This is a genomic window from Vibrio sp. V03_P4A6T147, assembly GCF_002241085.1.
Lineage (GTDB): Bacteria > Pseudomonadota > Gammaproteobacteria > Enterobacterales > Vibrionaceae > Vibrio > Vibrio anguillarum.
Genome location: NZ_NDIO01000078.1, coordinates 1 through 26,409, shown reverse-complemented (window position 1 = coordinate 26,409; position 26,409 = coordinate 1). Strand labels below are relative to the sequence as shown.

General features: G+C 45.7%; 26 protein-coding genes. 24 read left to right on the top strand and 2 right to left on the bottom strand.

Translation table 11 applies throughout. The annotated features are described in order from the left end of the window. Positions 1 to 397 precede the first annotated feature (397 nt). Together aceB and aceA are read left to right on the top strand one after the other, a co-directional pair. Entirely contained in the window at positions 398 to 2,032 is a 1,635-nt protein-coding gene (gene aceB, locus B9J84_RS02785; protein ID WP_094123477.1) for a malate synthase A, read from the top strand. Positions 2,033 to 2,188: 156 nt separating this feature from the next. Continuing rightward, positions 2,189 to 3,499, top strand: coding sequence for an isocitrate lyase (gene aceA / locus B9J84_RS02780; RefSeq protein WP_013857509.1), 1,311 nt, complete (start codon positions 2,189 to 2,191; stop codon positions 3,497 to 3,499). Positions 3,500 to 3,592: 93 nt separating this feature from the next. Here aceA and B9J84_RS02775 read toward each other — a convergent pair whose 3' ends face one another. After that, the gene (locus B9J84_RS02775) at positions 3,593 to 4,039 is read right to left on the bottom strand and encodes a CBS domain-containing protein (protein ID WP_038171482.1); all 447 of its coding nucleotides are present in this window, start codon (positions 4,037 to 4,039) and stop codon (positions 3,593 to 3,595) included. Positions 4,040 to 4,268: 229 nt separating this feature from the next. On the opposite strand from B9J84_RS02775, the gene queA reads away from it, so the two are divergent. From queA to secF, 5 genes are all read left to right on the top strand, one after another. Further along, on the top strand, positions 4,269 to 5,321 hold the full coding sequence (queA, locus tag B9J84_RS02770; protein ID WP_026027701.1) for a tRNA preQ1(34) S-adenosylmethionine ribosyltransferase-isomerase QueA: 1,053 nt from the start codon (positions 4,269 to 4,271) through the stop codon (positions 5,319 to 5,321). A gap of 128 nt (positions 5,322 to 5,449) precedes the next feature. Continuing rightward, on the top strand, positions 5,450 to 6,580 hold the full coding sequence (gene tgt / locus B9J84_RS02765; protein ID WP_026027700.1) for a tRNA guanosine(34) transglycosylase Tgt: 1,131 nt from the start codon (positions 5,450 to 5,452) through the stop codon (positions 6,578 to 6,580). 107 nt (positions 6,581 to 6,687) lie between these two features. After that, positions 6,688 to 7,020 carry a preprotein translocase subunit YajC gene (gene yajC / locus B9J84_RS02760; protein WP_013857505.1) on the top strand — a complete coding sequence of 111 codons (333 nt, stop codon included), beginning with the start codon at positions 6,688 to 6,690 and terminating at the stop codon, positions 7,018 to 7,020. 19 nt (positions 7,021 to 7,039) lie between these two features. Further along, positions 7,040 to 8,896 (top strand): protein translocase subunit SecD, encoded by a 1,857-nt coding sequence (secD, locus tag B9J84_RS02755; protein ID WP_017044259.1) that lies wholly within the window; start codon positions 7,040 to 7,042, stop codon positions 8,894 to 8,896. Positions 8,897 to 8,910: 14 nt separating this feature from the next. Then, the gene (secF, locus tag B9J84_RS02750) at positions 8,911 to 9,858 is read left to right on the top strand and encodes a protein translocase subunit SecF (protein ID WP_013857503.1); all 948 of its coding nucleotides are present in this window, start codon (positions 8,911 to 8,913) and stop codon (positions 9,856 to 9,858) included. Positions 9,859 to 10,032: 174 nt separating this feature from the next. On the opposite strand, the gene suhB is transcribed toward secF, so the two are convergent. Continuing rightward, the gene (gene suhB / locus B9J84_RS02745; protein ID WP_013857502.1) at positions 10,033 to 10,836 is read right to left on the bottom strand and encodes an inositol-1-monophosphatase; all 804 of its coding nucleotides are present in this window, start codon (positions 10,834 to 10,836) and stop codon (positions 10,033 to 10,035) included. Between the two features lie 177 nt (positions 10,837 to 11,013). Between suhB and trmJ the strand changes: the two genes are divergently transcribed. The 17 genes from trmJ (at position 11,014) to bamB (ending at position 26,306) form a co-directional block, all read left to right on the top strand. Further along, a complete protein-coding gene (gene trmJ / locus B9J84_RS02740) occupies positions 11,014 to 11,742 on the top strand; it encodes a tRNA (cytosine(32)/uridine(32)-2'-O)-methyltransferase TrmJ (protein ID WP_026027699.1) in 729 nt (242 codons plus the stop codon). A gap of 115 nt (positions 11,743 to 11,857) precedes the next feature. Further along, positions 11,858 to 12,379, top strand: a complete 522-nt coding sequence (iscR, locus tag B9J84_RS02735; protein WP_026027698.1) for a Fe-S cluster assembly transcriptional regulator IscR — start codon at positions 11,858 to 11,860, stop codon at positions 12,377 to 12,379. Between the two features lie 26 nt (positions 12,380 to 12,405). Beyond that, positions 12,406 to 13,620 (top strand): IscS subfamily cysteine desulfurase, encoded by a 1,215-nt coding sequence (locus tag B9J84_RS02730; RefSeq protein ID WP_013857499.1) that lies wholly within the window; start codon positions 12,406 to 12,408, stop codon positions 13,618 to 13,620. 56 nt (positions 13,621 to 13,676) lie between these two features. Beyond that, positions 13,677 to 14,060, top strand: coding sequence for a Fe-S cluster assembly scaffold IscU (iscU, locus tag B9J84_RS02725; RefSeq protein WP_010320409.1), 384 nt, complete (start codon positions 13,677 to 13,679; stop codon positions 14,058 to 14,060). 62 nt (positions 14,061 to 14,122) lie between these two features. Further along, positions 14,123 to 14,446: an iron-sulfur cluster assembly protein IscA gene (iscA, locus tag B9J84_RS02720; protein WP_010320408.1), complete on the top strand. Its 324-nt coding sequence runs from the start codon at positions 14,123 to 14,125 to the stop codon at positions 14,444 to 14,446. A 66-nt stretch (positions 14,447 to 14,512) separates the two neighbouring features. Then, positions 14,513 to 15,028: a co-chaperone HscB gene (gene hscB, locus B9J84_RS02715; RefSeq protein WP_094123476.1), complete on the top strand. Its 516-nt coding sequence runs from the start codon at positions 14,513 to 14,515 to the stop codon at positions 15,026 to 15,028. A gap of 21 nt (positions 15,029 to 15,049) precedes the next feature. Next, positions 15,050 to 16,903, top strand: a complete 1,854-nt coding sequence (gene hscA / locus B9J84_RS02710) for a Fe-S protein assembly chaperone HscA (RefSeq protein ID WP_094123475.1) — start codon at positions 15,050 to 15,052, stop codon at positions 16,901 to 16,903. 11 nt (positions 16,904 to 16,914) lie between these two features. Beyond that, positions 16,915 to 17,253, top strand: coding sequence for an ISC system 2Fe-2S type ferredoxin (gene fdx, locus B9J84_RS02705; RefSeq protein WP_010320405.1), 339 nt, complete (start codon positions 16,915 to 16,917; stop codon positions 17,251 to 17,253). A 50-nt stretch (positions 17,254 to 17,303) separates the two neighbouring features. Further along, on the top strand, positions 17,304 to 17,498 hold the full coding sequence (gene iscX / locus B9J84_RS02700) for a Fe-S cluster assembly protein IscX (protein WP_010320404.1): 195 nt from the start codon (positions 17,304 to 17,306) through the stop codon (positions 17,496 to 17,498). Positions 17,499 to 17,682: 184 nt separating this feature from the next. Beyond that, positions 17,683 to 18,978: an aminopeptidase PepB gene (pepB, locus tag B9J84_RS02695; protein WP_026028095.1), complete on the top strand. Its 1,296-nt coding sequence runs from the start codon at positions 17,683 to 17,685 to the stop codon at positions 18,976 to 18,978. Positions 18,979 to 19,050: 72 nt separating this feature from the next. After that, on the top strand, positions 19,051 to 19,476 hold the full coding sequence (gene ndk, locus B9J84_RS02690; RefSeq protein WP_013857494.1) for a nucleoside-diphosphate kinase: 426 nt from the start codon (positions 19,051 to 19,053) through the stop codon (positions 19,474 to 19,476). Between the two features lie 209 nt (positions 19,477 to 19,685). Then, a complete protein-coding gene (locus tag B9J84_RS02685) occupies positions 19,686 to 20,807 on the top strand; it encodes a bifunctional tRNA (adenosine(37)-C2)-methyltransferase TrmG/ribosomal RNA large subunit methyltransferase RlmN (protein WP_026028096.1) in 1,122 nt (373 codons plus the stop codon). Between the two features lie 301 nt (positions 20,808 to 21,108). Then, entirely contained in the window at positions 21,109 to 22,053 is a 945-nt protein-coding gene (rodZ, locus tag B9J84_RS02680) for a cytoskeleton protein RodZ (RefSeq protein ID WP_094123474.1), read from the top strand. Positions 22,054 to 22,061: 8 nt separating this feature from the next. Then, the gene (gene ispG, locus B9J84_RS02675) at positions 22,062 to 23,186 is read left to right on the top strand and encodes a flavodoxin-dependent (E)-4-hydroxy-3-methylbut-2-enyl-diphosphate synthase (protein ID WP_010320399.1); all 1,125 of its coding nucleotides are present in this window, start codon (positions 22,062 to 22,064) and stop codon (positions 23,184 to 23,186) included. A gap of 25 nt (positions 23,187 to 23,211) precedes the next feature. Further along, the gene (gene hisS, locus B9J84_RS02670) at positions 23,212 to 24,480 is read left to right on the top strand and encodes a histidine--tRNA ligase (RefSeq protein ID WP_094123473.1); all 1,269 of its coding nucleotides are present in this window, start codon (positions 23,212 to 23,214) and stop codon (positions 24,478 to 24,480) included. A gap of 38 nt (positions 24,481 to 24,518) precedes the next feature. Then, entirely contained in the window at positions 24,519 to 25,133 is a 615-nt protein-coding gene (locus tag B9J84_RS02665) for a YfgM family protein (protein ID WP_013857490.1), read from the top strand. A 12-nt stretch (positions 25,134 to 25,145) separates the two neighbouring features. Continuing rightward, on the top strand, positions 25,146 to 26,306 hold the full coding sequence (gene bamB / locus B9J84_RS02660) for an outer membrane protein assembly factor BamB (RefSeq protein ID WP_094123472.1): 1,161 nt from the start codon (positions 25,146 to 25,148) through the stop codon (positions 26,304 to 26,306). Positions 26,307 to 26,409 lie beyond the last annotated feature (103 nt).

The following is a 26,409-nucleotide window of genomic DNA, read 5'->3' as shown; positions in this document are numbered from 1 at the left end:
GGCATCTGTCTCGCTCGGTTAGTCGTAAATTCAAGCCTTACTGCGTCTCACATCATTTCGAACGTCTGTTTAAAACTAAAATCTGCCTTTTTGAGTTGTGTAATAAAATAACGTAATAACTTTCATGTTTAACAAGGAAATCAAACATAGGTTTGAAACGGGATAAAACTTTGTTTTTAACCTTTCATTAACTTTGTCTCTTTTGCTGAATGATGAGTTGATGTAAGGTTTAATAAGGTTTTGTAAGACTTATGTCTAGCTTGGTTAGGCTTGAAATATTGGATTGACTGAGAGAAAGTGTCGGTAGAGATAAGTCAGTGGATAGCAAAAAATGAGCATTTGAATTTGTGGTTTTTAAATTACAAATGTAGTTGGAATGGTTTTAAGGAAGAACGTTATGTTTGCACAGACCCCAGAAACAGAGTTAGCACTCAGCAAAGAACACCACGAAGCCAAGCTTGAGGTTGTTGGTGCCGTTGGCTCACATCACCAAGCTATTTTCCCTTCAGAAGCCCAAATCTTCTTGTCCACTCTGTGTGCTAAATTTGCAAGCCGTGTTGATTCGCTGCTGGATGCACGAGAAGAGCGACAAACACGTATTGATAACGGAGAACTGCCGGATTTTCTCAAGGATACGCAAGATATTCGCGAAGGAAGCTGGAAAATTCTCGGTATCCCACACGATTTACAAGATCGTCGAGTGGAGATTACGGGGCCAACCGACCGAAAAATGGTGATCAATGCATTGAATGCTAACGTCAAAGTGTTCATGGCGGATTTTGAGGATTCGATGTCACCAGCATGGGATAAAGTGCTGGATGGGCAAGTCAATTTGCGTGATGCCATTGAAGGAACCATTAGCTATACCAATCCTGACAATGGTAAGTGCTACCAGCTTAAAGATAACCCAGCGGTGCTCATCTGTCGGGTACGCGGTCTGCACCTTAAAGAAAAGCATGTTAAATATGCAGGGCAAAGTATTCCGGGTTCGCTGTTTGATTTTGCACTCTACTTTTACAACAACTATAAATCATTGCTTAAAAAAGGCAGTGGCCCTTATTTTTATCTTCCAAAACTTCAGGCCTATCAAGAAGCAAAGTGGTGGAGTGACGTTTTCCATTTTACCGAAGAGTATTTTGGGTTAGAAACTGGCACCATTAAAGCCACCGTATTGATTGAAACCTTACCTGCCGTGTTCGAGATGGACGAAATATTGTTCTCGCTTAAAGAACACATTGTCGGCTTAAATTGTGGCCGCTGGGATTACATTTTCAGTTATATCAAGACATTGAAAAATTATCCGGATCGGGTGCTACCAGATCGCCAAGTTGTCACAATGGAAAAGCCGTTTCTTAACGCCTATTCACGCTTGCTGATCTATACCTGTCATAAGCGCGGCGCATTTGCGATGGGCGGTATGGCCGCTTTCATTCCAGCTAAAGATCCCCAAGAAAATCAGTTGGTTCTCGATAAAATTCATCACGATAAATTACTCGAAGCCAATAATGGTCATGACGGTACTTGGGTTGCCCATCCCGGTTTAGCGGATACGGCAAAAGCGGTCTTTGACCAAGTACTGGGCGAGCGTTGTAACCAATTAGATGTTACGCGTCTGTCTGATGCGCCGATTCATGCCAATGAGCTGTTGATCCCATGTGAAGGGGAACGTACCGAGCAGGGCATGCGTCATAATATTCGAGTTGCACTTCAGTACATCGAAGCATGGATCTCCGGCAATGGCTGTGTCCCCATTTATGGTTTGATGGAAGATGCGGCGACCGCAGAGATTTCTCGAGCGTCAATATGGCAATGGATCAAGCATGGAAAAGCCTTGGATAATGGTCAGATTGTTACCAAAGCGCTTTTTGAGCAGTATCTTGCGCAAGAAATTGAAGTCGTGAAACAGGAAATCGGCACGCAGCGATTTGCACAAGGACGATTTAGCGAAGCGGCACAATTGATGGCTCGCTTAACTACCAGCGATGAGCTGACTCATTTTCTCACCGTTCCGGGTTATGACTACCTAGATTGATGAGATTTAAAACCAATATCTAATAACCAATAACCAATAACCAATAACCAATAACTAACAACCAATAACGTGAAGCTGTTTTCAAAAGCAGAATAGGTCGTACTGCTGAGAAAAGGATGACAGTGCGCTTGCGCATCAAAATAAGAGGGATAGACCATGACATTAACTCGCCGCCAACAAATCGAAGCTCTAGAAAAAGATTGGGCAACCAACCCACGCTGGAAAAATGTAAAGCGTACTTATACTGCTGCTGAAGTGGTTGACCTGCGCGGTTCAATCACTCCAGCCAACACTTTGGCCCAACGTGGCGCTGATAAATTGTGGTCACTGGTTAACGGCAGTGCCAAAAAAGGTTACGTAAACTGCTTGGGGGCATTGACCGGTGGTCAAGCGGTACAACAAGCCAAAGCGGGAATTGAGGCGATTTATCTCTCCGGCTGGCAAGTAGCGGCAGACAACAACACCGCTTCCACCATGTACCCAGACCAATCGCTCTATCCAGTCGATTCTGTTCCATCGGTGGTCAAGCGCATCAACAACTCGTTTCGTCGTGCCGATCAAATTCAGTGGGCGGCCGGAAAATCACCGGAAGATGAAGGTGGTATTGATTACTTCTTACCGATTGTTGCCGATGCTGAAGCCGGTTTTGGTGGCGTACTCAATGCTTACGAGTTGATGAAGTCGATGATTGAAGCAGGGGCGGCCGGTGTGCACTTTGAAGATCAGTTGGCGTCAGTAAAAAAATGCGGACACATGGGCGGCAAGGTTCTGGTTCCGACTCAAGAAGCGGTTCAAAAATTGATTGCGGCACGTTTGGCCGCTGACGTATCAGGGACAACCACTTTGGTCATTGCTCGTACTGATGCAAACGCGGCGGATCTACTGACCTCGGATTGCGACGCATACGATCGTGATTTTATCCAAGGTGAGCGTACTCAAGAAGGTTTCTATCGCGTGAATGCTGGGATTGAGCAAGCGATTTCACGCGGTCTCGCTTACGCGCCGTATGCTGATCTCGTGTGGTGTGAAACCGCTAAGCCTGATTTGGATGAAGCCCGCCAATTTGCCGAAGCAATTCTAGCGCAATACCCAGATCAACTGCTGGCTTATAACTGTTCTCCCTCTTTCAACTGGGAGAAAAACTTGGATGCAGACACTATTGCTCGTTTCCAGCAAGAGTTGTCGGACATGGGGTACAAATATCAATTCATCACCTTAGCGGGCATTCATAACATGTGGTACAACATGTTTGAGTTAGCACATGCTTACGCGCAAGGCGAAGGTATGCGTCATTACGTTGAGAAAGTTCAGCGTCCAGAGTTTGAAGCAGCATCAAGAGGTTATACCTTTGTTGCACACCAACAAGAGGTGGGAACGGGTTACTTTGACCGGATGACCAATACCATCCAAGGTGGCAGCTCTTCCGTAACCGCGTTAACGGGCTCTACCGAAGAAGACCAATTTTAATTAGCGATACTTCCCAATCATTATCTGTGTAACACCTTTGAGCGGCGTAAGCCGCTCTTTTTTATGTGAGGTACTTATATTAGGGAGTGAGCGTTATTCAATATCGACTTCGTCCGGTTCACTCTCTTCTTGTAGCTCAAGTAAGGTAACAGCTACCCCAATAAAGTCCGTGTCAGTAATAATGCCCACTAGTTGGCCTTTATCTACAACGGGTAAGCAGCCTACTTTATGTTTTTGCATGTAGATAGCACTCTCTTTTAACCCCGCTCGCGGGTCAACCGTCATAATTTCAGTATGCATCACCTCATATAATGGCGTTGTCAGTGTATATGATTGATCTTCAGGGATGTTTTTTAAGCTCGACTCTTGCGCGGCAAGAATATCTCGATGAGTAATGATACCGAGTAGTTTTTTGTGTGGATCGACGATAGGGATATGGCGAATATCCAACGCTTCCATAGTGTGCTTAGCATCGGCTAACGTGTGTGTACGCAACAGGGTATGGGGGTTGCGAGTCATCATGTCTTCAATTTTGATCATAACGAGCTCCTTTTTATTATTGACCTGATTCAACTATAGTTTTTTCTGCGCAAAATATCTGAGAGCTCCCGCTATTTTTACTTTGATTGATGCGTAAAGATTGGGTGCCATTTTCATGTTTAATTGCATTAAATTTAGATCTGGGTCTGACGAGCGAAGGTGTTTACGTATATACTACGGCGCTTAAAAAAAATTACGTCATCCACTCAAAACGAACAAGATAAGAACTATGCAAGTTTCAGACTTTCACTTTGAACTTCCCGATGAGCTGATTGCTCGTTACCCAACGGCTGAACGTACGGCAAGTCGCTTACTGCAATTAGACGGTAACAGCGGTGAACTGGCGGATGGCTCATTTAAAGACGTTCTTGACCGAGTTCAGCCCGGCGATTTATTGGTTTTTAACAATACACGTGTCATTCCGGCTCGCATGTTTGGGCGCAAAGCTTCAGGCGGTAAACTGGAAGTATTGGTCGAACGAATGTTGGATGAACAGACGATTTTAGCTCATGTTCGCTCATCTAAGCCGCCAAAACCGGGCAGTGAGTTGTATTTAGGAGAGCATGACGAATATCATGCACACATGGTGGCTCGCCATGACGCGCTGTTCGAGATTCGTTTTACAGCGTCAAAGACGGTACTGGAGATCTTAAACGAGATTGGCCATATGCCGTTGCCGCCTTACATTGACCGCCCTGATGAAGATGCTGATAAAGAGCGTTATCAAACCGTATACAACCAAAAACCGGGAGCTGTCGCTGCACCGACCGCCGGTTTGCATTTCGATGAGGCTCTGCTTGAGCAAATCAAAGCGAAAGGCGTCGAATTTGCTTATGTAACCTTGCATGTTGGCGCTGGAACCTTCCAGCCAGTACGAGTCGACAATATTCACGATCACCATATGCATGCAGAATATGTTGAAGTGCCACAAGAGGTAGTCGATGCCGTCAACGCGACGAAAGCGCGTGGTGGCCGAGTGATCGCTGTTGGAACTACGTCGGTGCGCTCACTGGAAAGTGCCGCGCAAGATGCGCTTAAAAAGGGCACTGAGCTGGTTCCTTTTTTCGGTGACACTGAAATTTTCATCTTCCCTGGTTATGAGTATCAGTTGGTGGATTGCTTAATCACTAACTTCCACTTACCAGAGTCGACACTGATTATGCTCGTCAGCGCTTTTGCAGGTTATGAGCATACTATGGCCGCGTACGCGCATGCCGTGAAACATCAATATCGTTTCTTTAGTTATGGTGATGCGATGTTTATCACCAAGAACACCAATTAACGAGTGCTAGCATTACGCTAGGAGAAGAAGCTCCGCTTCGTTTTTCGCTAGGAATTGGCGACCGCTCTAGAGGGGTGCTTGCACCTAATCATGATACGTCAGACTGTTTCTCTGACATTGGAGGCTTCGTGAAGTTAACATACGAACTTAAAAAGAAAAACGGAAATGCTCGCCGTGGGCAATTAACCTTTGAACGTGGCACTGTGCAAACACCGGCATTCATGCCTGTAGGTACTTACGGCACAGTAAAGGGCATGACACCGGAAGAAGTAAAAGAGACGGGCGCAGAAATTTTGCTCGGTAATACTTTTCACCTGTGGCTGCGCCCTGGCCAAGAAGTGATGAAAATGCACGGCGACTTGCATGATTTTATGAACTGGCAAGGCCCGATCCTCACCGATTCAGGTGGTTTCCAAGTGTTTAGCTTGGGTGATATTCGCAAAATCACAGAAGAAGGGGTGCATTTTCGTAACCCAGTAAATGGTGACAAGATTTTCATGGACGCAGAAAAGTCGATGGAAATTCAAAAAGATCTGGGCTCTGACATTGTGATGATTTTCGATGAGTGTACGCCGTACCCTGCGACGCACGACGAAGCGAAAAAATCAATGGAGATGTCTTTACGTTGGGCGCAGCGTTCACGTGACCATTTCGACAAATTAGAGAACACCAACTCGCTATTTGGTATCGTGCAAGGCAGCGTTTACGAAGATTTGCGTGATGTTTCCGTGAAAGGCTTAACCGAGATCGGATTTGATGGCTACGCTGTTGGTGGTTTAGCGGTGGGTGAACCTAAAGAAGACATGCACCGTGTACTTGAGCACACTTGTCCACAATTGCCAGAAGACAAACCACGCTACCTGATGGGTGTCGGTAAACCTGAAGACTTAGTGGAAGGGGTACGTCGCGGTATCGATATGTTTGACTGTGTGATGCCAACGCGAAATGCACGTAATGGCCATCTATTTGTGACGGGTGGTGTGATCAAGATCCGTAATGCAGTACATAAAACCGATACAACTGCGCTGGATCCGCATTGTGACTGTTACACTTGCAAAAATTATTCGAAGTCGTATTTACACCATCTGGATCGTTGTAACGAAATTCTGGGTGCGCGTTTAAATACTATTCATAACTTACGTTATTACCAACGCCTGATGGCAAGCATTCGTTTAGCGATTGAAGAAGATCGCTTCGACGCGTTTGTTGAGGAGTTTTATGCTCGTCGCAATCGTGAAGTTCCACCAATGGGCCAATAACGGTTTTGCTGCGTTTTGCTTGATTTGTGAAGTGATAAACTTGAAATTAAGCCAACGCAGCCCAATTAGAATTACATTACACAACAATATTTTAGAGGACGTTTTCAATGAGTTTAATTTCTGTAGCACACGCAGCAGGTGAAGGTGCATCACAAGGTGGCGGTTATGAAATGCTGATCATGCTTGGTATGTTTGCGGTTATTTTCTACTTCATGATTTACCGCCCACAAGCCAAACGTGTTAAAGAGCATAAAAGTTTGATGGCCGCCATGACTAAAGGTGATGAAGTGTTAACCAGTGGCGGTTTAGTGGGTAAAATCACTAAAATCGCAGAAGACAGCGATTACATCTCTATCGAACTGAATGTGAACAATGAAATTGTGATCAAAAAAGATTTCATTACAGCGGTGCTACCAAAAGGTACGCTTAAGTCTTTATAACAGCTAAAGGATCCTTGCTGTGCTAAACCGTTATCCGTTATGGAAGTATTTGTTAGTGGTGTTCGCCATCACTCTCTCTGCTTTATATGCACTTCCAAATATTTACGGTGAAGATCCGGCAATTCAAATTACAGGGGCGCGTGGCGCCTCTGTTGATATGTCAACGCTGGATGCTGTCACCAAAGCTCTTGATAAAGAGAGCCTTTCTCATAAATCCATTGCTCTAGAGAATGGATCGATTCTTGTTCGATTTAACGATACCGATACTCAAATCAGTGCGCGTGATGTGGTGAGTGAAGCGTTAGGCAAAGATACAATTGTTGCACTTAACCTTGCTCCTTCAACGCCTTCTTGGTTGGAATCGATTGGCGCGGCACCGATGAAGCTTGGCCTTGATCTGCGTGGTGGTGTTCACTTCTTAATGGAAGTGGATATGGATGCCGCAATGGAAAAATTGATTGGCCAGCAAGAAGAAGCGTTTCGCAGCGAACTGCGTGATGACAAAATTCGCTACCGCGCCATTCGCTCAGTGGGCAACGACCGAGTGGAAGTCACTTTGCGTGACGATGAGCAATTAGAGCAAGCACAGCAAGCATTAACGTCGAAACATCCTGATATGACTTTTACTACGTCTAAGGCTGACGGTCGCTTTGCGCTGATTGCTCAATTTACTGAGCAGCGTTTGCAGGAAGTTCGAAATTACGCCGTTGAGCAGAACATCACGATTTTGCGTAACCGTGTTAACGAATTAGGGGTCGCTGAACCCTTAGTGCAGCGCCAAGGTGCCAGCCGCATTGTGGTTGAATTACCGGGGGTTCAAGATACCGCTCGTGCTAAAGAAATTCTTGGCGCAACCGCGACTCTTGAGTTTCGTGAAGTTGATGACAAGGCTGATTTAGCCGCCGCGGCTTCTGGTCGTGCTCCTGCTGGGAGTGAAATCAAATCTGATCGTAATGGTCGCCCGGTTGTCTTGAAAAAACGCGTGATTCTAGGTGGTCAAAGTATCACGGATGCCAGCTCTAGCATGGATGAATATGGTCGCCCGCAAGTGAACATTTCGTTAGATAGCGAAGGCGGAAATAAGATGTCGGCGTTCTCTAAAAAGAACATTGGCAAGCTTATGGCAACGGTATTTGCAGAGTACAAAGACAGCGGCCGTCGGACACCTGATGGCAAAGTGATTCTGGATAAGCATGAAGAAGTGATCAACCAAGCAACGATTCAGTCGGCTCTTGGGCGTAACTTCCGTATCACGGGAATTGACTCTGCTGCAGAAGCTCAAAACCTTGCACTTTTACTGCGTGCAGGTGCGTTAATTGCGCCAATCTCTATTGTTGAAGAGCGTACCATTGGTCCATCAATGGGGCAGCAAAATATCGATATGGGCATTCAAGCCTGCATCTGGGGTATGGTTGCGGTGATGCTCTTTACGCTGCTTTACTACCGTGGTTTTGGCTTGATTGCCAATATTGCATTGATGGCGAACCTTGTGCTCATTATTGGTGTGATGTCGATGATCCCAGGGGCGACAATGACCTTGCCGGGTATTGCGGGCATCGTATTGACGGTCGGTATGGCCGTGGATGCTAACGTTCTGATCTTCGAGCGTATTCGTGAAGAGCTCCGTGATGGACGAAACCCACAACAAGCTATCCACCAAGGCTATGCTAACGCGTTCAGTACCATTGCTGATGCCAACATCACTACGTTGATTACGGCAATCATTCTATTTGCTGTGGGTACTGGAGCCATCAAAGGGTTTGCCGTCACACTTTCTATCGGTATTTTAACCTCAATGTTTACCGCTATTATCGGGACTCGCTGTATTGTGAACCTGTTATATGGTGGTAAACGCATTAAAAAATTGTCGATCTAAGGCTAGGAATTACTATGTTTCAGATTCTAAAAGCAGATAAAACGATCGACTTTATGCGTTGGTCTAAATTTGCGTTTTTATTCTCTCTGTTAATGATTGGTGCGTCTATTTTCACTTTATCAACCAAGTGGTTGAACTGGGGACTGGACTTCACCGGCGGGACTTTGATTGAAGTTGGGTTTGAACACCCAGCTAATCTTGAAGATATCCGCAGTGCTTTGGAAGCGAAAGGGTTTGGCGATGCGACGGTGCAGAATTTCGGTTCCGCGCGCGAAGTGATGGTTCGCCTTCGTCCACGAGCTGACATGGTTGGCGAGACGTTAGGCAATCAAATTCTTTCTGCTATTAAAGAGGGGACAGGAAAAAGTGTCGAGATGCGCCGCATTGAGTTCGTTGGCCCGAATGTGGGCGATGAATTAGCTGAAGCCGGGGGCTTAGCGATTTTGGCTTCGCTCATCTGTATTTTGCTTTATGTCTCCGTTCGTTTTGAATGGCGGCTCGCTGCGGGCGCGGTGATGTCACTGGCACACGATGTGATCATCACGCTTGGCATCTTCTCTATCATGCAAATTGAGGTTGATTTAACGATTGTTGCCGCTTTGCTGACCGTTGTCGGTTACTCGCTCAACGATACGATTGTGGTATTTGACCGTATCCGTGAAAACTTCCGTAAATTGCGTAAAGGTGATTCAGCCGAGATCATGAACAGCTCAATTACCCAAACCTTGAGCAGGACTTTGATTACATCGGGAACCACCTTGCTGGTGGTGATCGCACTCTTTGTGCAAGGTGGGGCGAACATACATGGTTTTGCCACCGCTTTACTGCTCGGTATCACCGTGGGTACTTATTCATCTATCTATGTTGCGTCAGCGTTGGCATTGAAATTAGGAATTACCCGTGAGCACCTACTTCCACCTCAAGTGGAAAAAGAGGGTGCGGAGTTCGACGAACTTCCTTAGCAGACTGAAAGTTTCTTAAATAGCCAAAGCCGCAGAATATTCTGCGGCTTTTTTCTAACCATCCCACCGCGGTCACTCTAAGTAGCAAAGTATAAAACGAAACTAAAAAAGCCTCGTATATTGCTATACGAGGCTTGAATCAATTTTGACGGTGTTGATGGTATTTAGTGCAACCTATTTAAGAATAGCGCTGTTGCCGTTATCACGAATGTGTTTCAGAATCGCTTTAACACCACGGGCACTTGAACCTACAATGTTGCCCGATTTCATGTATTCAGTACCGCCAGAGAAATCGGTAAGAATAACGCCTGCTTCACGAGCGATCAGCTCGCCAGCGGCTAAATTCCAAGGTCTTAAACCCAGTTCAAAGTAACCATCGACACGGTTTGAAGCTAGGTAACATAAATCAAGCGCAGGAGAACCAGTACGACGGAAATCAGCACATTCAACAAACAGTGCAGACATGATTTTCATGAAAGATTCGGCATGTTGCTTTTGTTTGTATGGGAAACCAGTAGCGAGAATAGTGCCTTGAAGATCTTTTAACTGTTTAACACGAAGGCGTGAGTTGTTTAATTGCGCACCAGCACCACGTTGAGCGGTAAACAGCTCATTGCGCATTGGGTCATAAACACAAGCAACTTCTGTTTTGCCTTTAATGCGAACCGCGATGGAAACGGCGAAGTGGGGTAAACCTTTGACGAAGTTTGTTGTGCCATCCAGTGGGTCGATGATCCATTGAACGTCCTTATCTTTACCGTCGATAAGCCCGTTTTCTTCAGCAACGATACTGTGTTCTGGGTAAGAACTTTTGATTGTATCGATGATCATAGTTTCTGCTTCTTTGTCTACGTTAGTAACAAAGTCATTAGTCCCTTTCTGAGTTGTTTCGATTTTCTCAGTATTTTCTAGTGATTTAGCAATATGGTTACCAGCTTTTCGCGCAGCGCGAATAGCAATGTTTAGCATTGGATGCATACAGTTTTCCCAACGGATGTTAAAGAACGAAAAAGCGGGCAGCAGTATAACAAAGTTTTATTAAAAAGGAAGTGGCTATTTTTTGCTCGGTTGTTCATGTGTAGCTAAAGGACCTGACCATTTTAGTCAGGTTTATGTTAGTATTCTGTCGTTTAAAATAGAGTGGCGTACAACGTAATGCTAGACAATGTAAAAATCATTTTAGTAGGGACATCTCATTCAGGAAATATTGGTTCTGCTGCCCGAGCGATGAAGGTCATGGGCCTAAGTAAAATGATTTTGGTTTCGCCTCAATGCGAGGTAGACGCCCAAGCGATCGCTCTAGCTGCTGGAGCAAGCGACATTGCTTTAAATGCGGAGGTCGTGGATACGCTAGAGCAGGCTGTCGCAGATTGTGGCCTGGTGGTTGGGTCAAGTGCACGCTCACGAACTTTAGAATGGCCAATGCTTGAACCACGTGAATGTGGTGAAAAATTGGCGCAAGAAGGGCAGCAATACCCGGTTGCTTTAGTGTTTGGCCGAGAAAAAACCGGGCTGACCAACGATGAACTGCAAAAATGCCATTTTCATGTGTGCATTCCGGCTAATCCTGAATACAGTTCGTTAAACCTTGCTATGGCCGTACAAACATTGAGTTATGAGGTGCGTGTTGCCTATCTAAATAATGAAAAAAAAGGTTATCAAGCCCAGCCAGAAGAAGCGTATCCTCTGCATCACGAATTAGAAATGTTCTATCAGCATCTTGAAAAGGTAATGATACAGACACAGTTTATTTCAAAGGAACAGCCGGGACAGATCATGAATAAACTCCGTCGGCTATTTTCTCGTTCGCGTCCAGAGTCTCAAGAAATCAATATATTACGTGGTGTGTTGACCTCAATTGAGAAGCATCGCAGCAATCAATAATTATCCAGATTAATAATGGGGTTAAATACCTGACTAAATTAGTCAAATAAATACTTGACCTATTTAGTCAGGTATGGAAAAATTCCAACCACATAATCAATGTGGATACGGTGATATGAGACTTACATCTAAAGGAAGATATGCGGTTACAGCCATGTTAGATGTGGCTCTGCATTCGCAACAAACCCCAGTGCCACTGGCGGATATTTCCGAACGGCAAGGCATTTCGCTCTCTTACCTTGAGCAGCTGTTTTCTAAACTGCGTAAAGCGGGGCTAGTTGCTAGTGTGCGTGGTCCAGGTGGTGGATACCGCCTAGGTGCAGATGCCTGCTCAATTTCGATTGGTACTGTGATTGCCGCTGTTGATGAATCAGTTGATGCAACAAAATGTAATGGAAGAGCCGACTGCCAAGGTGGTACTCGCTGCTTAACACATACGTTATGGCGAGATCTTAGCTCTCGCATTAGTGACTTTCTGAACAACATTACTCTTGGCGAGTTAATGATTGATAATGAAGTACTAGAAATTTCTGACCGCCAAGGCTTGGGCCTGACGGTGAACCACGGGTTAACCAATAAAAATACCAATACCGTGATTATCGGCTCGGTGCCCGTAGGTCTTAATGCCCGCTCATAGCGGCAATGTTTACATTGGAGTAGAAAATGAAACTGCCTATTTATTTTGACTATTCAGCTACCTGTCCAGTTGACCCTCGCGTGGCTGAAAAGATGGTTCAGTACATGACGATGGATGGTGTTTTTGGTAATCCAGCATCGCGATCGCACCGTTATGGCTGGCAGGCAGAAGAAGCCGTAGACACTGCGCGTGAGCAAATTGCTGAACTGCTTAATGCTGATCCTCGCGAAATCGTATTCACATCCGGTGCGACAGAGTCAGATAACCTCGCGATCAAAGGTGTGGCGCATTTCTATGCCAAGCAAGGTAAGCATATCATTACCTGTAAAACCGAGCATAAAGCGGTGCTTGATCCATGTCGTCAGCTTGAGCGTGAAGGTTATGAAGTGACCTATCTTGAGCCAGAATCGAATGGCTTGATTGATCTAAAAAAATTAGAAGCGGCAATGCGTGATGACACAATTTTGGTGTCGATCATGCACGTGAACAACGAAATTGGCGTAATTCAGGACATCATGGCGATCGGTGAGCTTTGCCGTGAACGCAAGATAATTTTCCACGTAGATGCAGCGCAATCTGCCGGTAAAATTCCCCTTGATGTTCAAGAAATGAAAGTGGATCTTATCTCCCTTTCTGCGCATAAAGCGTATGGACCTAAAGGGATTGGCGCATTATATGTTCGCCGTAAACCTCGTATCCGTCTTGAAGCGCAAATGCACGGTGGCGGCCATGAACGTGGTTTCCGTTCAGGCACATTACCAACGCACCAAATCGTAGGTATGGGTGAAGCATTCCGCATTGCCAAGCAAGACATGCAAAAAGATTTTGACCACGCAAAAGCATTGCGTGACCGTCTACTCGCTGGTGTACAAGACATGGAAGCCGTGAGTGTGAATGGCGATTTAGATCAGCGTGTTCCGCACAACCTGAATATTAGTTTTGCCTTTGTTGAAGGCGAATCGCTACTGATGTCTTTAAAAGACTTAGCGGTATCATCAGGTAGTGCTTGTACGTCGGCCAGCTTAGAGCCGTCATATGTACTGCGTGCGCTTGGTTTGAACGATGAAATGGCACACAGCTCGATTCGTTTCTCATTTGGCCGTTTTACGACCGAAGAAGAAGTGGACTACGCCGTTGAACAAATCCGCGTAGCCGTAAGCAAATTACGTGACATGTCTCCTCTATGGGATATGTATCAAGAGGGTGTGGATTTAAACACCGTTGAATGGGCACATCACTAGTCCTTTAAAAGGCACTGGTTTATTCCCAAGGAAATAGAGGATTAGAGGTAACTATCATGGCATACAGCGAAAAAGTAATTGATCACTATGAAAACCCACGTAATGTTGGCTCTTTTGATAAAGAAGATCCAACCATTGGTAGTGGTATGGTTGGCGCTCCAGCTTGTGGCGACGTAATGAAGCTACAAATTAAAGTGACGCCAGAAGGCATCATTGAAGATGCAAAATTTAAAACCTACGGTTGTGGTAGCGCGATTGCTTCGAGCTCACTGGTTACTGAATGGGTGAAAGGCAAGAGCATTGACGAAGCGGCAGCCATTAAGAACTCTGAAATCGCGGAAGAGCTAGAGCTTCCACCAGTGAAAGTTCACTGTTCGATTTTGGCGGAAGATGCGATCAAAGCTGCCGTTGCCGATTATAAAAAGAAACACCAACAATAATATTAAGGGAGTGAATGATGGTTCACTCCCATAAGTTCAAACTAAGAATCTAAGGTTGTAGTATGGCCATTACCTTAACTGAAACAGCAGCGCATCGCGTTCGAGCATTCCTAGATAACCGAGGCAAAGGCGTAGGTTTACGTCTTGGAGTGAAAACAACAGGCTGCTCGGGTATGGCTTACGTGCTTGAATTCGTTGATGACGTTAACGAAGAAGACGAAGTGTTTGAAGATCATGGTGTCAAAGTGATTATCGATTCGAAAAGCCTCGTCTACCTTGATGGCACACAGCTTGACTATGTCAAAGAAGGTCTAAACGAAGGTTTTGAGTTCAACAACCCGAATGCAAAAAGCGAATGTGGTTGTGGTGAAAGCTTCAACGTGTAACGGATTGGCTTTCGGCGTGACTAGGCTCACTTGAGCCTAGTGTCGAGCACTAGGAGCAATGTGTTAATGAACTATTTTGAATTATTTGGGCTACCAAGTCAGTTTGCACTGGATGGTAGCCTTCTTTCTTCTCAGTTTCGTGCGCTGCAAAAACGGTTTCATCCCGACAATTTTGCCACTGCGTCTGAGCGAGATCGCCTGCTTGCTGTGCAAAACGCCTCACAAATCAATGATGCTTATCAAACATTAAAATCGCCGATCAGTCGCGCAGAATACTTGTTGCTTGAACAAGGCATAGAGTTACGCGCAGAACACCAAACCATGCAAGATCCGCTGTTTTTAATGGAGCAGATGGAGCTGCGAGAAGAGCTTGAAGCCATCGCCTCACAGCCTGATGTTGAAAGTGCGTTATTCGATTTTGAAAACAGAGTTAGCAAGATGTATAAACAGCATCTTACCTTGGTTGAGCAACAACTTAATCAGGCTCAATGGAACCTTGCGGCTGATACGGTTCGCAAGCTTAAATTTATTGCCAAGCTCAAAAATGAAATAGAAAGAGTCGAAGAACAGTTACTCGGCTAGTTCGATAATAAGGACCAACCCATGGCATTACTTCAAATTGCAGAACCCGGTCAAAGCTCTGCGCCGCATCAGCATAAACTCGCAGCGGGTATCGACTTGGGGACAACCAACTCATTAGTCGCATCGGTTCGAAGCGGTAATGCGACGACGCTTGCTGATGAACAAGGACGCTCGATCCTCCCTTCGGTGGTCCACTATTCGGCTCAAGAGCGTTGCGTAGGCTTTGATGCCAGAGCACACGCGCAAGTTGATCCTGCCAATACCATCATTTCTGTGAAGCGTTTGATCGGCCGTTCACTGGCTGACATTCAGGCGCGTTATTCCACATTGCCTTATCGCTTCAAAGCCAGTGACAACGGTTTGCCTATTTTGCAAACGGCGCAAGGTGATAAGAACCCGATTCAAGTTTCCGCCGATATTCTTCAATCTCTTGCTCAGCGTGCCGAAGCGTCGTTAGGTGGTGAATTAGCGGGCGTGGTGATTACCGTACCTGCTTATTTTGATGATGCGCAACGCGTGGGCACCAAAGATGCCGCTCAACTTGCCGGCTTGCACGTACTGCGTTTACTCAATGAACCTACCGCAGCAGCGATTGCCTATGGCTTAGACTCAGCGCAAGAAGGTGTGATTGCGGTTTATGATTTAGGTGGCGGTACGTTTGATATCTCTATCTTACGTCTGTCGAAAGGCGTGTTTGAGGTACTCGCGACTGGTGGCGATTCCGCGCTCGGTGGTGATGATTTTGACCATTTGATTGCTGACCATTTTTTGAGCCAAATCAGCTTGGCTGAACCGCTCACTGCTGAGCAGCAACGAGCATTGCTTGATGCGGCCACCGAAGCGAAAATTGCCTTATCTGATACTGATAGTATCGAGGTTTCTGTGCTGGGTTGGCAAGGGCGTTTAACTCGCGATGAGTTTAACCAACTCATCACGCCACTAGTAAAAAGAACCTTACTATCGTGTCGTCGAGCACTCAAAGATGCCGAGATTACTGCAGATGAAGTGTTGGAAGTGGTGATGGTCGGCGGTTCAACTCGTACGCCACTGGTTCGAGATTTAGTTGGTGAATTTTTTGGTCGCACACCACTAACTAGCATCAACCCTGATGAAGTTGTCGCGATTGGTGCAGCAATTCAAGCCGACATTTTGGTGGGTAATAAACCCGATTCAGAAATGTTACTGCTGGATGTAATTCCCCTGTCGCTGGGTATTGAAACCATGGGTGGCTTAGTGGAAAAAATCATCCCACGTAACACCACCATTCCTGTTGCGAAAGCTCAAGAATTCACCACCTTCAAAGATGGTCAAACAGCCATGAGCATCCATACGGTGCAGGGCGAACGTGAGATGGTAGACGATTGCCGCTCATTGGCTCGTTTTTCACTAAAAGGTATTCCACCAATGACGGCGGGTGCCGCGCATATCCGCGTAACTTATCAAGTTGATGCCGATGGCTTACTCTCCGTGACAGCGATGGAAAAAAGTACGGGAGTTCAGGCGGAAATTCAAGTTAAGCCCTCGTATGGACTGAGTGATAATGAAGTAGCAAATATGCTGCGAGATTCGATGACGTTTGCCAAACAAGATATGCAGACTCGCGCTCTGGCAGAGCAACGTGTAGAAGCGGATCGTGTTATCGAAGGTTTGATCTCTGCCTTACAGGCCGATGGTGATGAATTGTTATCTGAGTCAGAAAAGCAGATCCTTCTGAATGCAATAGAAGATTTAATTGTGCTGCGTAATGGTGATAGCGCCGATGCCATCGAGCAAGGAATTAAAGAGACAGACAAAGCCAGCCAAGATTTTGCTTCACGCCGTATGGATAAATCCATTCGCAGTGCACTTGCTGGTCAATCGGTAGATGATATTTAAAGAGAAAAATTATGCCTAAGATTATTGTGTTACCTCACCAAGAGCTTTGTCCTGAAGGTGCCGTTCTGGAAGCGCAAGCAGGAGAAACCGTACTGGATGTGGCGCTGAAAAATGGTATCGCTATTGAACATGCGTGTGAAAAATCCTGCGCATGCACGACTTGCCATATTATCGTTCGCGAAGGGTTTGACTCACTTGATGAGAGTGATGAGTTGGAAGATGACATGCTTGATAAAGCGTGGGGTCTTGAACCTGAATCTCGCCTTGGCTGCCAAGCTAGAGTCGCTAACGAAGATTTAGTGGTTGAAATTCCAAAGTACACACTCAATCTGGCTTCTGAAGATCATTAATCCTATTGAGCGTATTAACGCCCGTTCACTGTTTGTAAAAGGAAAGCAAAATGAAATGGACCGATTCTCGTGACATTGCGATCGAGCTTTGTGAGCAATACCCAGACGTAGATCCTAAAAATGTACGTTTTACGGATCTACACCAGTGGGTGATGGAACTGGAAGAGTTTGATGATGAGCCAAACCGTTCCAACGAAAAAATTCTCGAAGCGATTATTCTATGTTGGATGGAAGAGATCGACTAAGACTATTGCTAACATGATGGTTATTCAGTAAAACATCACAGAGTTAACAATTTTAACTAAAAATAGCGGACCGAATGGTCCGTTTTTTTATCAAGTTGACATTTTGACCCTACAAAATGCTAACATCCCTTGGTTATTTAATCGTAATGGCACAGGTGAGGCCATATTCAGGCAAGGAGAAACCATGTCTACAAAGATGTCCGTATTTATCAGCCAACAAGCTGCCCAGCCTCAGTGGGGAGAAAAGGCGATTGTTTCGTTTTCAGAAAATGGTGCCACAATTCATGCTATTGAGAGTGAGCATGAACTCAGCGCGGTTCAGCGCGCGGCACGTAAGCTTGATGGGCAAGCTATCAGAGCTATCAGCCTACAAGGTGACGGTTGGCACTTAGAAAATATTTGGGCTTTCTACCAAGGTTATCGTGAAGCGAAAAAACTCAACACACTAGAATGGCAACCGCTGAGTGAGTCAGATCAAGCCGAGTTAGAATATCGTATTAAAGCGACGGAATGGACGCGCGATATCATCAATAAAAGCGCCGAAGAAGTCGCTCCGCGTCAGTTAGCGACCATGGCGGCTGAGTTCATCAAATCGCTAGCCCCTGAGCATGTCAGCTACCGCATTGTCAAAGATAAAGATCTACTCACCGAAGGTTGGGAAGGTATTTATGCGGTTGGTCGCGGCTCCGAGCGCACATCAGCTATGCTGCAACTCGATTACAATCCGACAGGAAAAGAGAGTGCTCCTGTTTTTGCTTGCTTAATTGGTAAAGGCATTACTTTTGATTCTGGTGGTTACAGTTTAAAAACGTCCAACTTTATGTCGGCGATGAAAGCTGATATGGGGGGCGCTGCAACGATCACCGGTGGTCTTGGTTTGGCTATCATGCGTGGTTTTAATAAACGTGTGAAACTCATTTTGTGTTGTGCAGAAAATATGGTTTCCGGACGCGCCTTGAAACTGGGTGATATCATCACTTATAAAAACGGCACCACAGTTGAAATAATGAACACCGATGCAGAAGGCCGCCTAGTGTTGGCCGATGGCTTGATTTATGCCAACGAGCAAAAACCACAGCTTATTATTGATTGCGCGACATTAACGGGTGCCGCCAAAAATGCACTCGGCAATGATTACCATGCACTGCTGAGCTTTGATGAGAGCTTATCACAGCAGGCATTGGTGGCAGCTCACCAAGAGAAAGAAGGCTTATGGCCTCTGCCTTTGGCTGAGTTTCATCGCTCTATGTTACCTTCAAGCTTTGCGGATCTCTCTAACATCAGCTCAGGTGATTATTCACCGGGAGCAAGTACCGCAGCGGCCTTCCTCTCTTACTTTGTTGAAGATTACAAAAAAGGGTGGCTGCACTTTGATTGCGCTGGTACTTACCGCAAATCAGCAAGCGATAAATGGGCCGCAGGTGCAACGGCAATGGGGGTGCGTACATTAGCACGCATTTTGACCGACCAAGCTCAATAATGAAAAACCGCTCAACTCTCTGTTTTGGGCGGTTCACTATAACTAAAAAAACAAAAGAAAAAGGATAACCTTATGGCTCTAGAAAGAACATTTTCTATCATTAAACCCGATGCGGTAGAACGTAACTTGATTGGTGAAATCTATCACCGTATCGAAAAATCAGGTTTGCGTATTATCGCTGCGAAAATGGTACATTTGAACGAAGAGCAAGCGAGCGGCTTTTATGCTGAGCATGAAGGCAAAGCGTTTTTTCCAGCACTAAAAGAATTTATGACCTCAGGGCCGATCATGGCTCAAGTGCTTGAAGGTGAAGATGCTATTGCTCGTTACCGCGAATTAATGGGTAAAACTAACCCAGAAGAAGCGGCATGTGGAACCATTCGTGCTGATTACGCATTAAGCATGCGCCATAACTCAGTTCATGGCAGTGATAGTCCTGAATCGGCGGCACGTGAAATCGCTTTTTTCTTCCCAGAATCAGAGATTTTCTCTCGTTAATCTTGGCGTTTTTTATCCCAAATTATTTCGATTAAGGCCTCACGTTGTGAGGCTTTTTTATACTCGTATGATTGGGAGCTGCAGAGTAAAAACAATCCGCCAAGCATTGAATGACTTAGTAATTGAAGGGTTGTACAACCCTTGTTGTTACTGCATAAAGGCTGTACAATTCGCGCCCTTATTTATTGTTTCCGTCGTTGAGAGGCCACATGACTATTGAAAAAGTCAATCTGCTTGATTTTGATCGCCAAGGTCTGCGTAAATTTTTTGCTGAAGAGCTCAGTGAAAAAGCGTTCCGCGCTGATCAGGTCATGAAGTGGATCTACCATTTTGGTTGTGATGACTTCGAACAAATGACCAATATCAACAAGAAACTGCGTGAGCAACTGCAACAACGCTGTGAAATTCGCGCGCCGATCGTTTCACAAGCACAACATTCATCTGATGGTACGATTAAGTGGGCGATGCGTGTAGGAGATCAAGATGTTGAGACGGTTTACATCCCAGAGGAAGACCGAGCGACTTTGTGCGTCTCTTCCCAAGTTGGCTGTGCTCTGGAATGCAAATTCTGTTCAACGGCTCAGCAAGGTTTTAACCGTAACCTCAAAGTGTCTGAAATTATCGGGCAAGTTTGGCGCGCAGCGAGAGAAATTGGCCTTGAGAAAGAGACGGGTCGTCGTCCGATTACTAACGTAGTAATGATGGGGATGGGCGAGCCTTTGCTCAACATGAAAAACTTGATCCCAGCGTTAGAGATCATGCTGGATGATTTAGGTTTTGGCTTGTCAAAACGTCGTGTCACCGTGTCCACTTCGGGCGTGGTTTCTGGTCTTGATCAAATGACAGGGCAAATCGATGTTGCATTAGCGATTTCATTGCATGCACCCAATGACAAATTACGCAGTGAAATTATGCCGATCAATGATCGCTGGGATATTCAAGATTTCTTAGCCTCAGTGCGTCGTTATATCGCCACTTCAAATGCAAACCGTGGCAAGGTTACGGTGGAATATGTGTTGCTGGATCATGTCAATGACGATATGGACCACGCGCACGAATTGGCTAAGTTGATGAAAGGCACGCCGTGCAAAATTAACCTGATCCCATTTAACCCTTATCCCGGTTCACCTTATAAAAAACCGAGTAATTCACGTATTGACCGTTTTCAAAAAACACTGATGCAGTATGAACACACAGTGACGGTGCGTAAAACTCGTGGTGATGATATTGATGCCGCTTGTGGGCAGCTAGTAGGTGATGTGATTGATAGAACCAAACGGACCAAAATGAAACAAATGGGTGGCGATGTCATTCCTGTCAAATCGGTCTAAATCGGATGATAAAGCAAAGCCAGAGATTCCTCTGGCTTTGTGCATTTTTACCATTTGAAATAATTTTCCGCGATTTTGACGTCAATTTTATGAAAAATATTGACCTAGCTGTAATTTCTTTCCTAAAGCCATGTTGTTTAACGTCAAATATCCATTAGAATTGCTAACTGACGTAATGTTAAATTTGAACTGTCGCCTGCATCAATGAATGCAAATTTTTCACCGTGTTGGAATGCACCATTTTATTACTACGAACTAATAACAATAAAAGTGATGACGGTGCCATTCGAGCCATAACATAATGAGATGTACAAAACGGATGACTACTGAACAAGAACAGATTATTGCAGATGTAAAAACAGACACGGTGCAACCCGGCACTTTATTAAAGGCAAAGCGTGAAGCGTTGGGATTAACGCAAAAGCAAGTTGCCGATAGGTTGCGGTTACGTCTCTCTATCATTCAGAGTTTAGAAGAGAATAACTTCGCCTCGGACCAAGTGGCGACATTTACTCGCGGTTATTTACGTTCCTATGCGAAGGCCGTCGGGATCAAAGAGTCAGTTATTTTAGCTTCCTTTGATGATTGCTATCCTACGGTTGTCGCTGAACAACCGATGCAAAGTTTTTCGAAGAAAACCAAGCGAGAGAAACACGATAGCCGTATTATGACGCTGACGTGGGGTATTTTTGCCATCATTATTGGTATTTCCTCATTATGGTGGTGGCAAAACCAAGAACAAGAGAATGTTGTGATTGAGAGTTCACCATCAATCTCGTCGACATCGGTTGAGCGTTTGCGAGATGAGGATTTCACGACCGTTCCTGAATTAGTGCCTACGGTTGACGAATCTCAAGTAGAAGCAGAAGCGGTGGATATCCCTGTAGAAATCAACACTCAGGCTGCAGAACTTATCCCTTCACCTGAAGATGATACAGCCGAAGCCGACCTGAGTGCGAGCGACGATCCTGTATTGGAGAAGACGCCACCGCAGGATGCAACGAATCCATACGCTCCTCTAACACTCACATTCAGCGCAGATTGTTGGATTCAGGTGAAAGATGCAGCAGGCAAAACCCTTTCCACTGGGATTAAAAAATCAGGGCAAACCGTAACCTTGCAAGGTGAAGCTCCGTTTCAAATCATTCTTGGCGCGCCTGAAAGCGTTTCAATGACATTTGCAAGTGAACCTGTAGACCTTTCTGGGTATACTTCCGGTAAAGTCGCTCGATTCACCTTACCTTAGAAAATACTATGCAACACGAATCTCCAATTAAGCGTCGTTCATCGACGCGTATTTATGTCGGTAATGTGCCCATCGGTGATGGTGCTCCTATTGCTGTTCAATCTATGACCAACACGCGCACTACCGATGTTGCGGCAACGGTCGCCCAAATTAAAGCGTTAGAAAAAGTCGGGGCTGATATCGTACGAGTTTCTGTACCGACAATGGACGCGGCAGAAGCGTTCAAGTTGATCAAGCAGCAAGTATCCATCCCGCTGGTGGCTGACATCCATTTTGATTACCGTATTGCGTTGAAAGTCGCCGAATATGGCGTTGATTGCTTGCGTATCAACCCTGGTAACATTGGCAACGAAGAACGTATTCGCGCCGTGGTCGATTGCGCACGTGACAAGAACATACCCATTCGGATTGGCGTGAATGGTGGGTCGCTCGAAAAAGAGATCCAAATGAAATATGGTGAGCCAACACCGGCCGCTTTAGTCGAGTCAGCGATGCGTCATGTCGATATTCTTGAAAGACTCAACTTTGATCAATTCAAAGTCAGCGTTAAAGCATCGGATGTTTTTCTCGCCGTTGATTCCTACCGTCTACTGGCTAAACAGATTGCCCAACCTCTGCATCTTGGTATTACGGAAGCAGGAGGCGCAAGAGCCGGTGCAGTTAAATCGGCAGTGGGCTTAGGTATGCTGCTTGCCGAAGGCATCGGCGATACGCTGCGTATTTCACTGGCTGCGGATCCGATCGAAGAGATCAAAGTCGGCTTTGATATTCTTAAATCGCTGCGTATTCGCTCGCGAGGCATTAACTTCATCGCTTGTCCAAGCTGTTCACGTCAAGAGTTTGATGTGATCGCCACAGTCAATGCGTTAGAGCAACGTTTGGAAGATATTTTGACACCTATGGATGTCTCGATCATCGGTTGCGTGGTTAATGGCCCAGGTGAAGCTGAAGCTTCTCATCTTGGTTTGGCTGGCAGCAACAAGAAAAGTGCATTCTACGAAGACGGCGTCCGCCAGAAAGAGCGTTTTGATAACGATGATCTGGTCAGCCAACTCGAAGCGAAAATTCGCGCGAAGGCCTCTATTCTCGATGAGAAGAACCGAATCAACGTGACTCAAATCGAACAAAATTAATCTCAACGACCTTACGGTAAGTATTGTGGCAAAAACAATTCAAGCAATTCGAGGCATGAACGACTGCCTCCCAACTCAGTCTCCACTTTGGCAAAAAGTGGAAGGCACAGTGAAAAACGTGATTAGTGCATATGGCTACAATGAAGTACGTATGCCTATCGTTGAGATGACACATCTATTTAGCCGTGCGATCGGTGAAGTGACCGATGTGGTTGAAAAAGAGATGTATTCTTTTGAAGATCGCAATGGTGACAGTTTATCGCTTCGCCCAGAGGGTACCGCAGGTTGTGTCCGTTCTGGTATCGAAAATGGTTTGCTCTACAACCAAGAGCAACGTTTATGGTACATGGGGCCGATGTTCCGTCATGAACGTCCGCAAAAAGGGCGCTACCGTCAATTCCACCAATGTGGGGTTGAAGTGTTTGGCCTGGATGGTCCTGATGTTGATGCCGAGCTGATTATGATGACCGCGCGTTTGTGGCGTGAATTGGGCATCGACAAACATGTTCGTTTGGAACTGAACTCAATTGGTTCTCTTGAAGCGCGTGCCAATTACCGCACCGCTTTGATTGACTATTTAGAGCAGCATCAAGAGGTGTTGGATGAAGATGCCAAACGTCGCATGTACACCAACCCACTGCGTGTACTCGATACTAAAAATCCAGATATTCAAGCGATTTTAGGTGACGCACCCAAATTGTCTGAGTATCTAGATGAAGAATCCAAGCAACATTTTGCAGGCTTATGTGAACTTCTTACCGCTGCGGGTATCGAATACCAAGTTAACGAGAGCTTGGTGCGCGGCCTAGACTACTACAACCGCACCGTATTTGAGTGGATCACCGAAAGCTTAGGTGCTCAGGGTACGGTTTGTGGCGGTGGACGTTATGATGGCTTGGTAGAACAACTGGGTGGCAAAGCGACACCGGCAGTGGGTTTTGCCATGGGGTTAGAGCGCTTAGTGCTGATGATGGAAACACTGGAACTGACCGACGTGCGTCGCAGTGTCGATGTGTACATGGTCAGTGCGGGTGAAGGCACTATGATGGCAGCAATGAAACTTGCTGAGCAGTTGCGTGAACAGGTTCCGGGGCTGCGTGTTATGAACCATTTTGGTGGTGGTAACTTCAAAAAACAATTTAAACGTGCTGATAAAGTGGGCGCTGCGGTGGCTTTGGTATTAGGCGAAGATGAAGTCGCAGAAAGCACAGTAGTTCTCAAAGATCTTATCGGTGGTGAACAAATTACGATTTCTCAAACTGAAGTCGCGAGCAAACTGACGCATCTTGTGTAAGCAAGCGCATTTGAGACATCTATTAAAGAGGACAGGAAGTGGAACTCTACGATACTGAAGAACAACAAGTTGAAGCGATAAAAGATTGGTGGAAAGAGAACGGTAAAGCCGTGATCTTTGGTGCTGTAATTGGCCTTGGTGGCTTGTTTGGTTGGCGTTACTACCAAGATAGCGTTATTGCTGCGCAAGAAGCCGCTTCTGAAAGTTATAGCAAAGCGGTAACTCAGTTAGCTGCAAAAGGCGCAGAAGCAGAGATGGTTGTTGAGAGCTTTATTGATAGTAATAAAGGTACAGAATATGCCGTCTTAGCCGCACTACAACTTGCAAAAGTTCAAGTAGAAGCGGGTCAAATTGATGAAGCTTTAGCACAGCTTGAATGGGCAAAAGCAAACACCAAAGATGATGCTATTCTACCGTTAGCGACCTATCGCGTGGCCCGTATTAAAGCGGAACAAGGCCAGTTTGATGCCGCCTTAGCTGATCTTACGACCATCACAGAGAAAGGGTGGGCGGGACGCATTGCGGAACTGCGTGGTGATATCTCATTGCGTAAAGGCGACACGGACGCGGCTTATGCGGCATACACGGAAGCACAACAAGCTGACGATGCAAGCCAAACGCTACAGATGAAACTGGACGATCTTGCCAAATAAGGGCACAAGTTGATGAAAAAGTTGTTCAACAAAGTGCTCGTTTCTGCCGTTGTGCTTGGAGCACTTGCAGGGTGTGCTAGCGAAGAAGACACCATTATCATGGCTCCTGTGCCAATGGTAACCAGTGAATTTACGCCTACAACTCAGTGGAGCACATCGATTGGTGATGGCGTAGGGCATTACTTCTCAAAGTTATCTCCAGAATACGCTTACGACAAAGTGTTTATTGCTAGTCGTGATGGTTTGGTGAAAGCCTTGAACCCTAAAACGGGTAAAGAGCTGTGGAAAACCGATCTTGGACAAGATGGCACTATGCGTTTATCCGGCGGTATAGCGGCGGCCTATAGCCAAATTTACATTGGTAGTGAAAACGGTTTAGTCACTGCGCTTAATGAAGCTACGGGTGAGCTTGTATGGCAAGTTAAAGTCGACGGTGAAGTGCTAGCAGCTCCGGCTGCAGATGCGAATATGATCATTGTTAATACCAGTCGTGGCACTTTGGTGAGTTTAGACCAAGCGACGGGTGAGCAAAAATGGACCATCAGTACTGAAGTTCCTAATTTAACGTTGAGAGGCGACAGCAAACCTGTTGCGGTATCGGGCGGTGTTTTTTGGGGAACCTCAGGTGGCCGTCTTGCTGCCGCTATCGTTGAGCGTGGTCAGTTGATTTGGCAACAACCGATTGGCATGCCTAAAGGTGCCACTGAAATTGACCGCCTAGTCGATGTTGATGCCTCACCTATCGTGATTGGCGGCATGCTGTATGCGGTTGGTTTTAATGGCCAGTTGATCGCCATTGATCTGCGTTCGGGCAAACCAGCTTGGAAGCGGAATTACTCTTCAGCAACAGACATGGTTAGCGATGGTGGCCGATTATTTGTGGTGACCGACAAAGATCATGTGGTGGCTGTGGATACAAGAAGCGGTACCGAACTTTGGAGCAACAAACAGCTTGAACACCGTTTGCTAACTGCACCAGCGATTATCAATGGCTACCTTGTGCTAGGTGACAGTGAAGGGTATCTACATTGGATTGATCGCAGCAGTGGTGAATTCGTTGCCCAACAGTTGGTTGATAAGAGCGGTTTTGCGGTGAGTCCTCTCGCTGTCGATGATGGTTATGTCAGCATGACCCGTAATGGCAATGTAAAGAAACTGACGATTAAAAAATAAATCGTGATATAATTCACATTCGGCTCCTGGCTGGTAACAGTTAGGGGCCGTTTTATTGAATAAATAGATGTGGTTATAGGTAAAAATTTAATGCTTGCTAGCA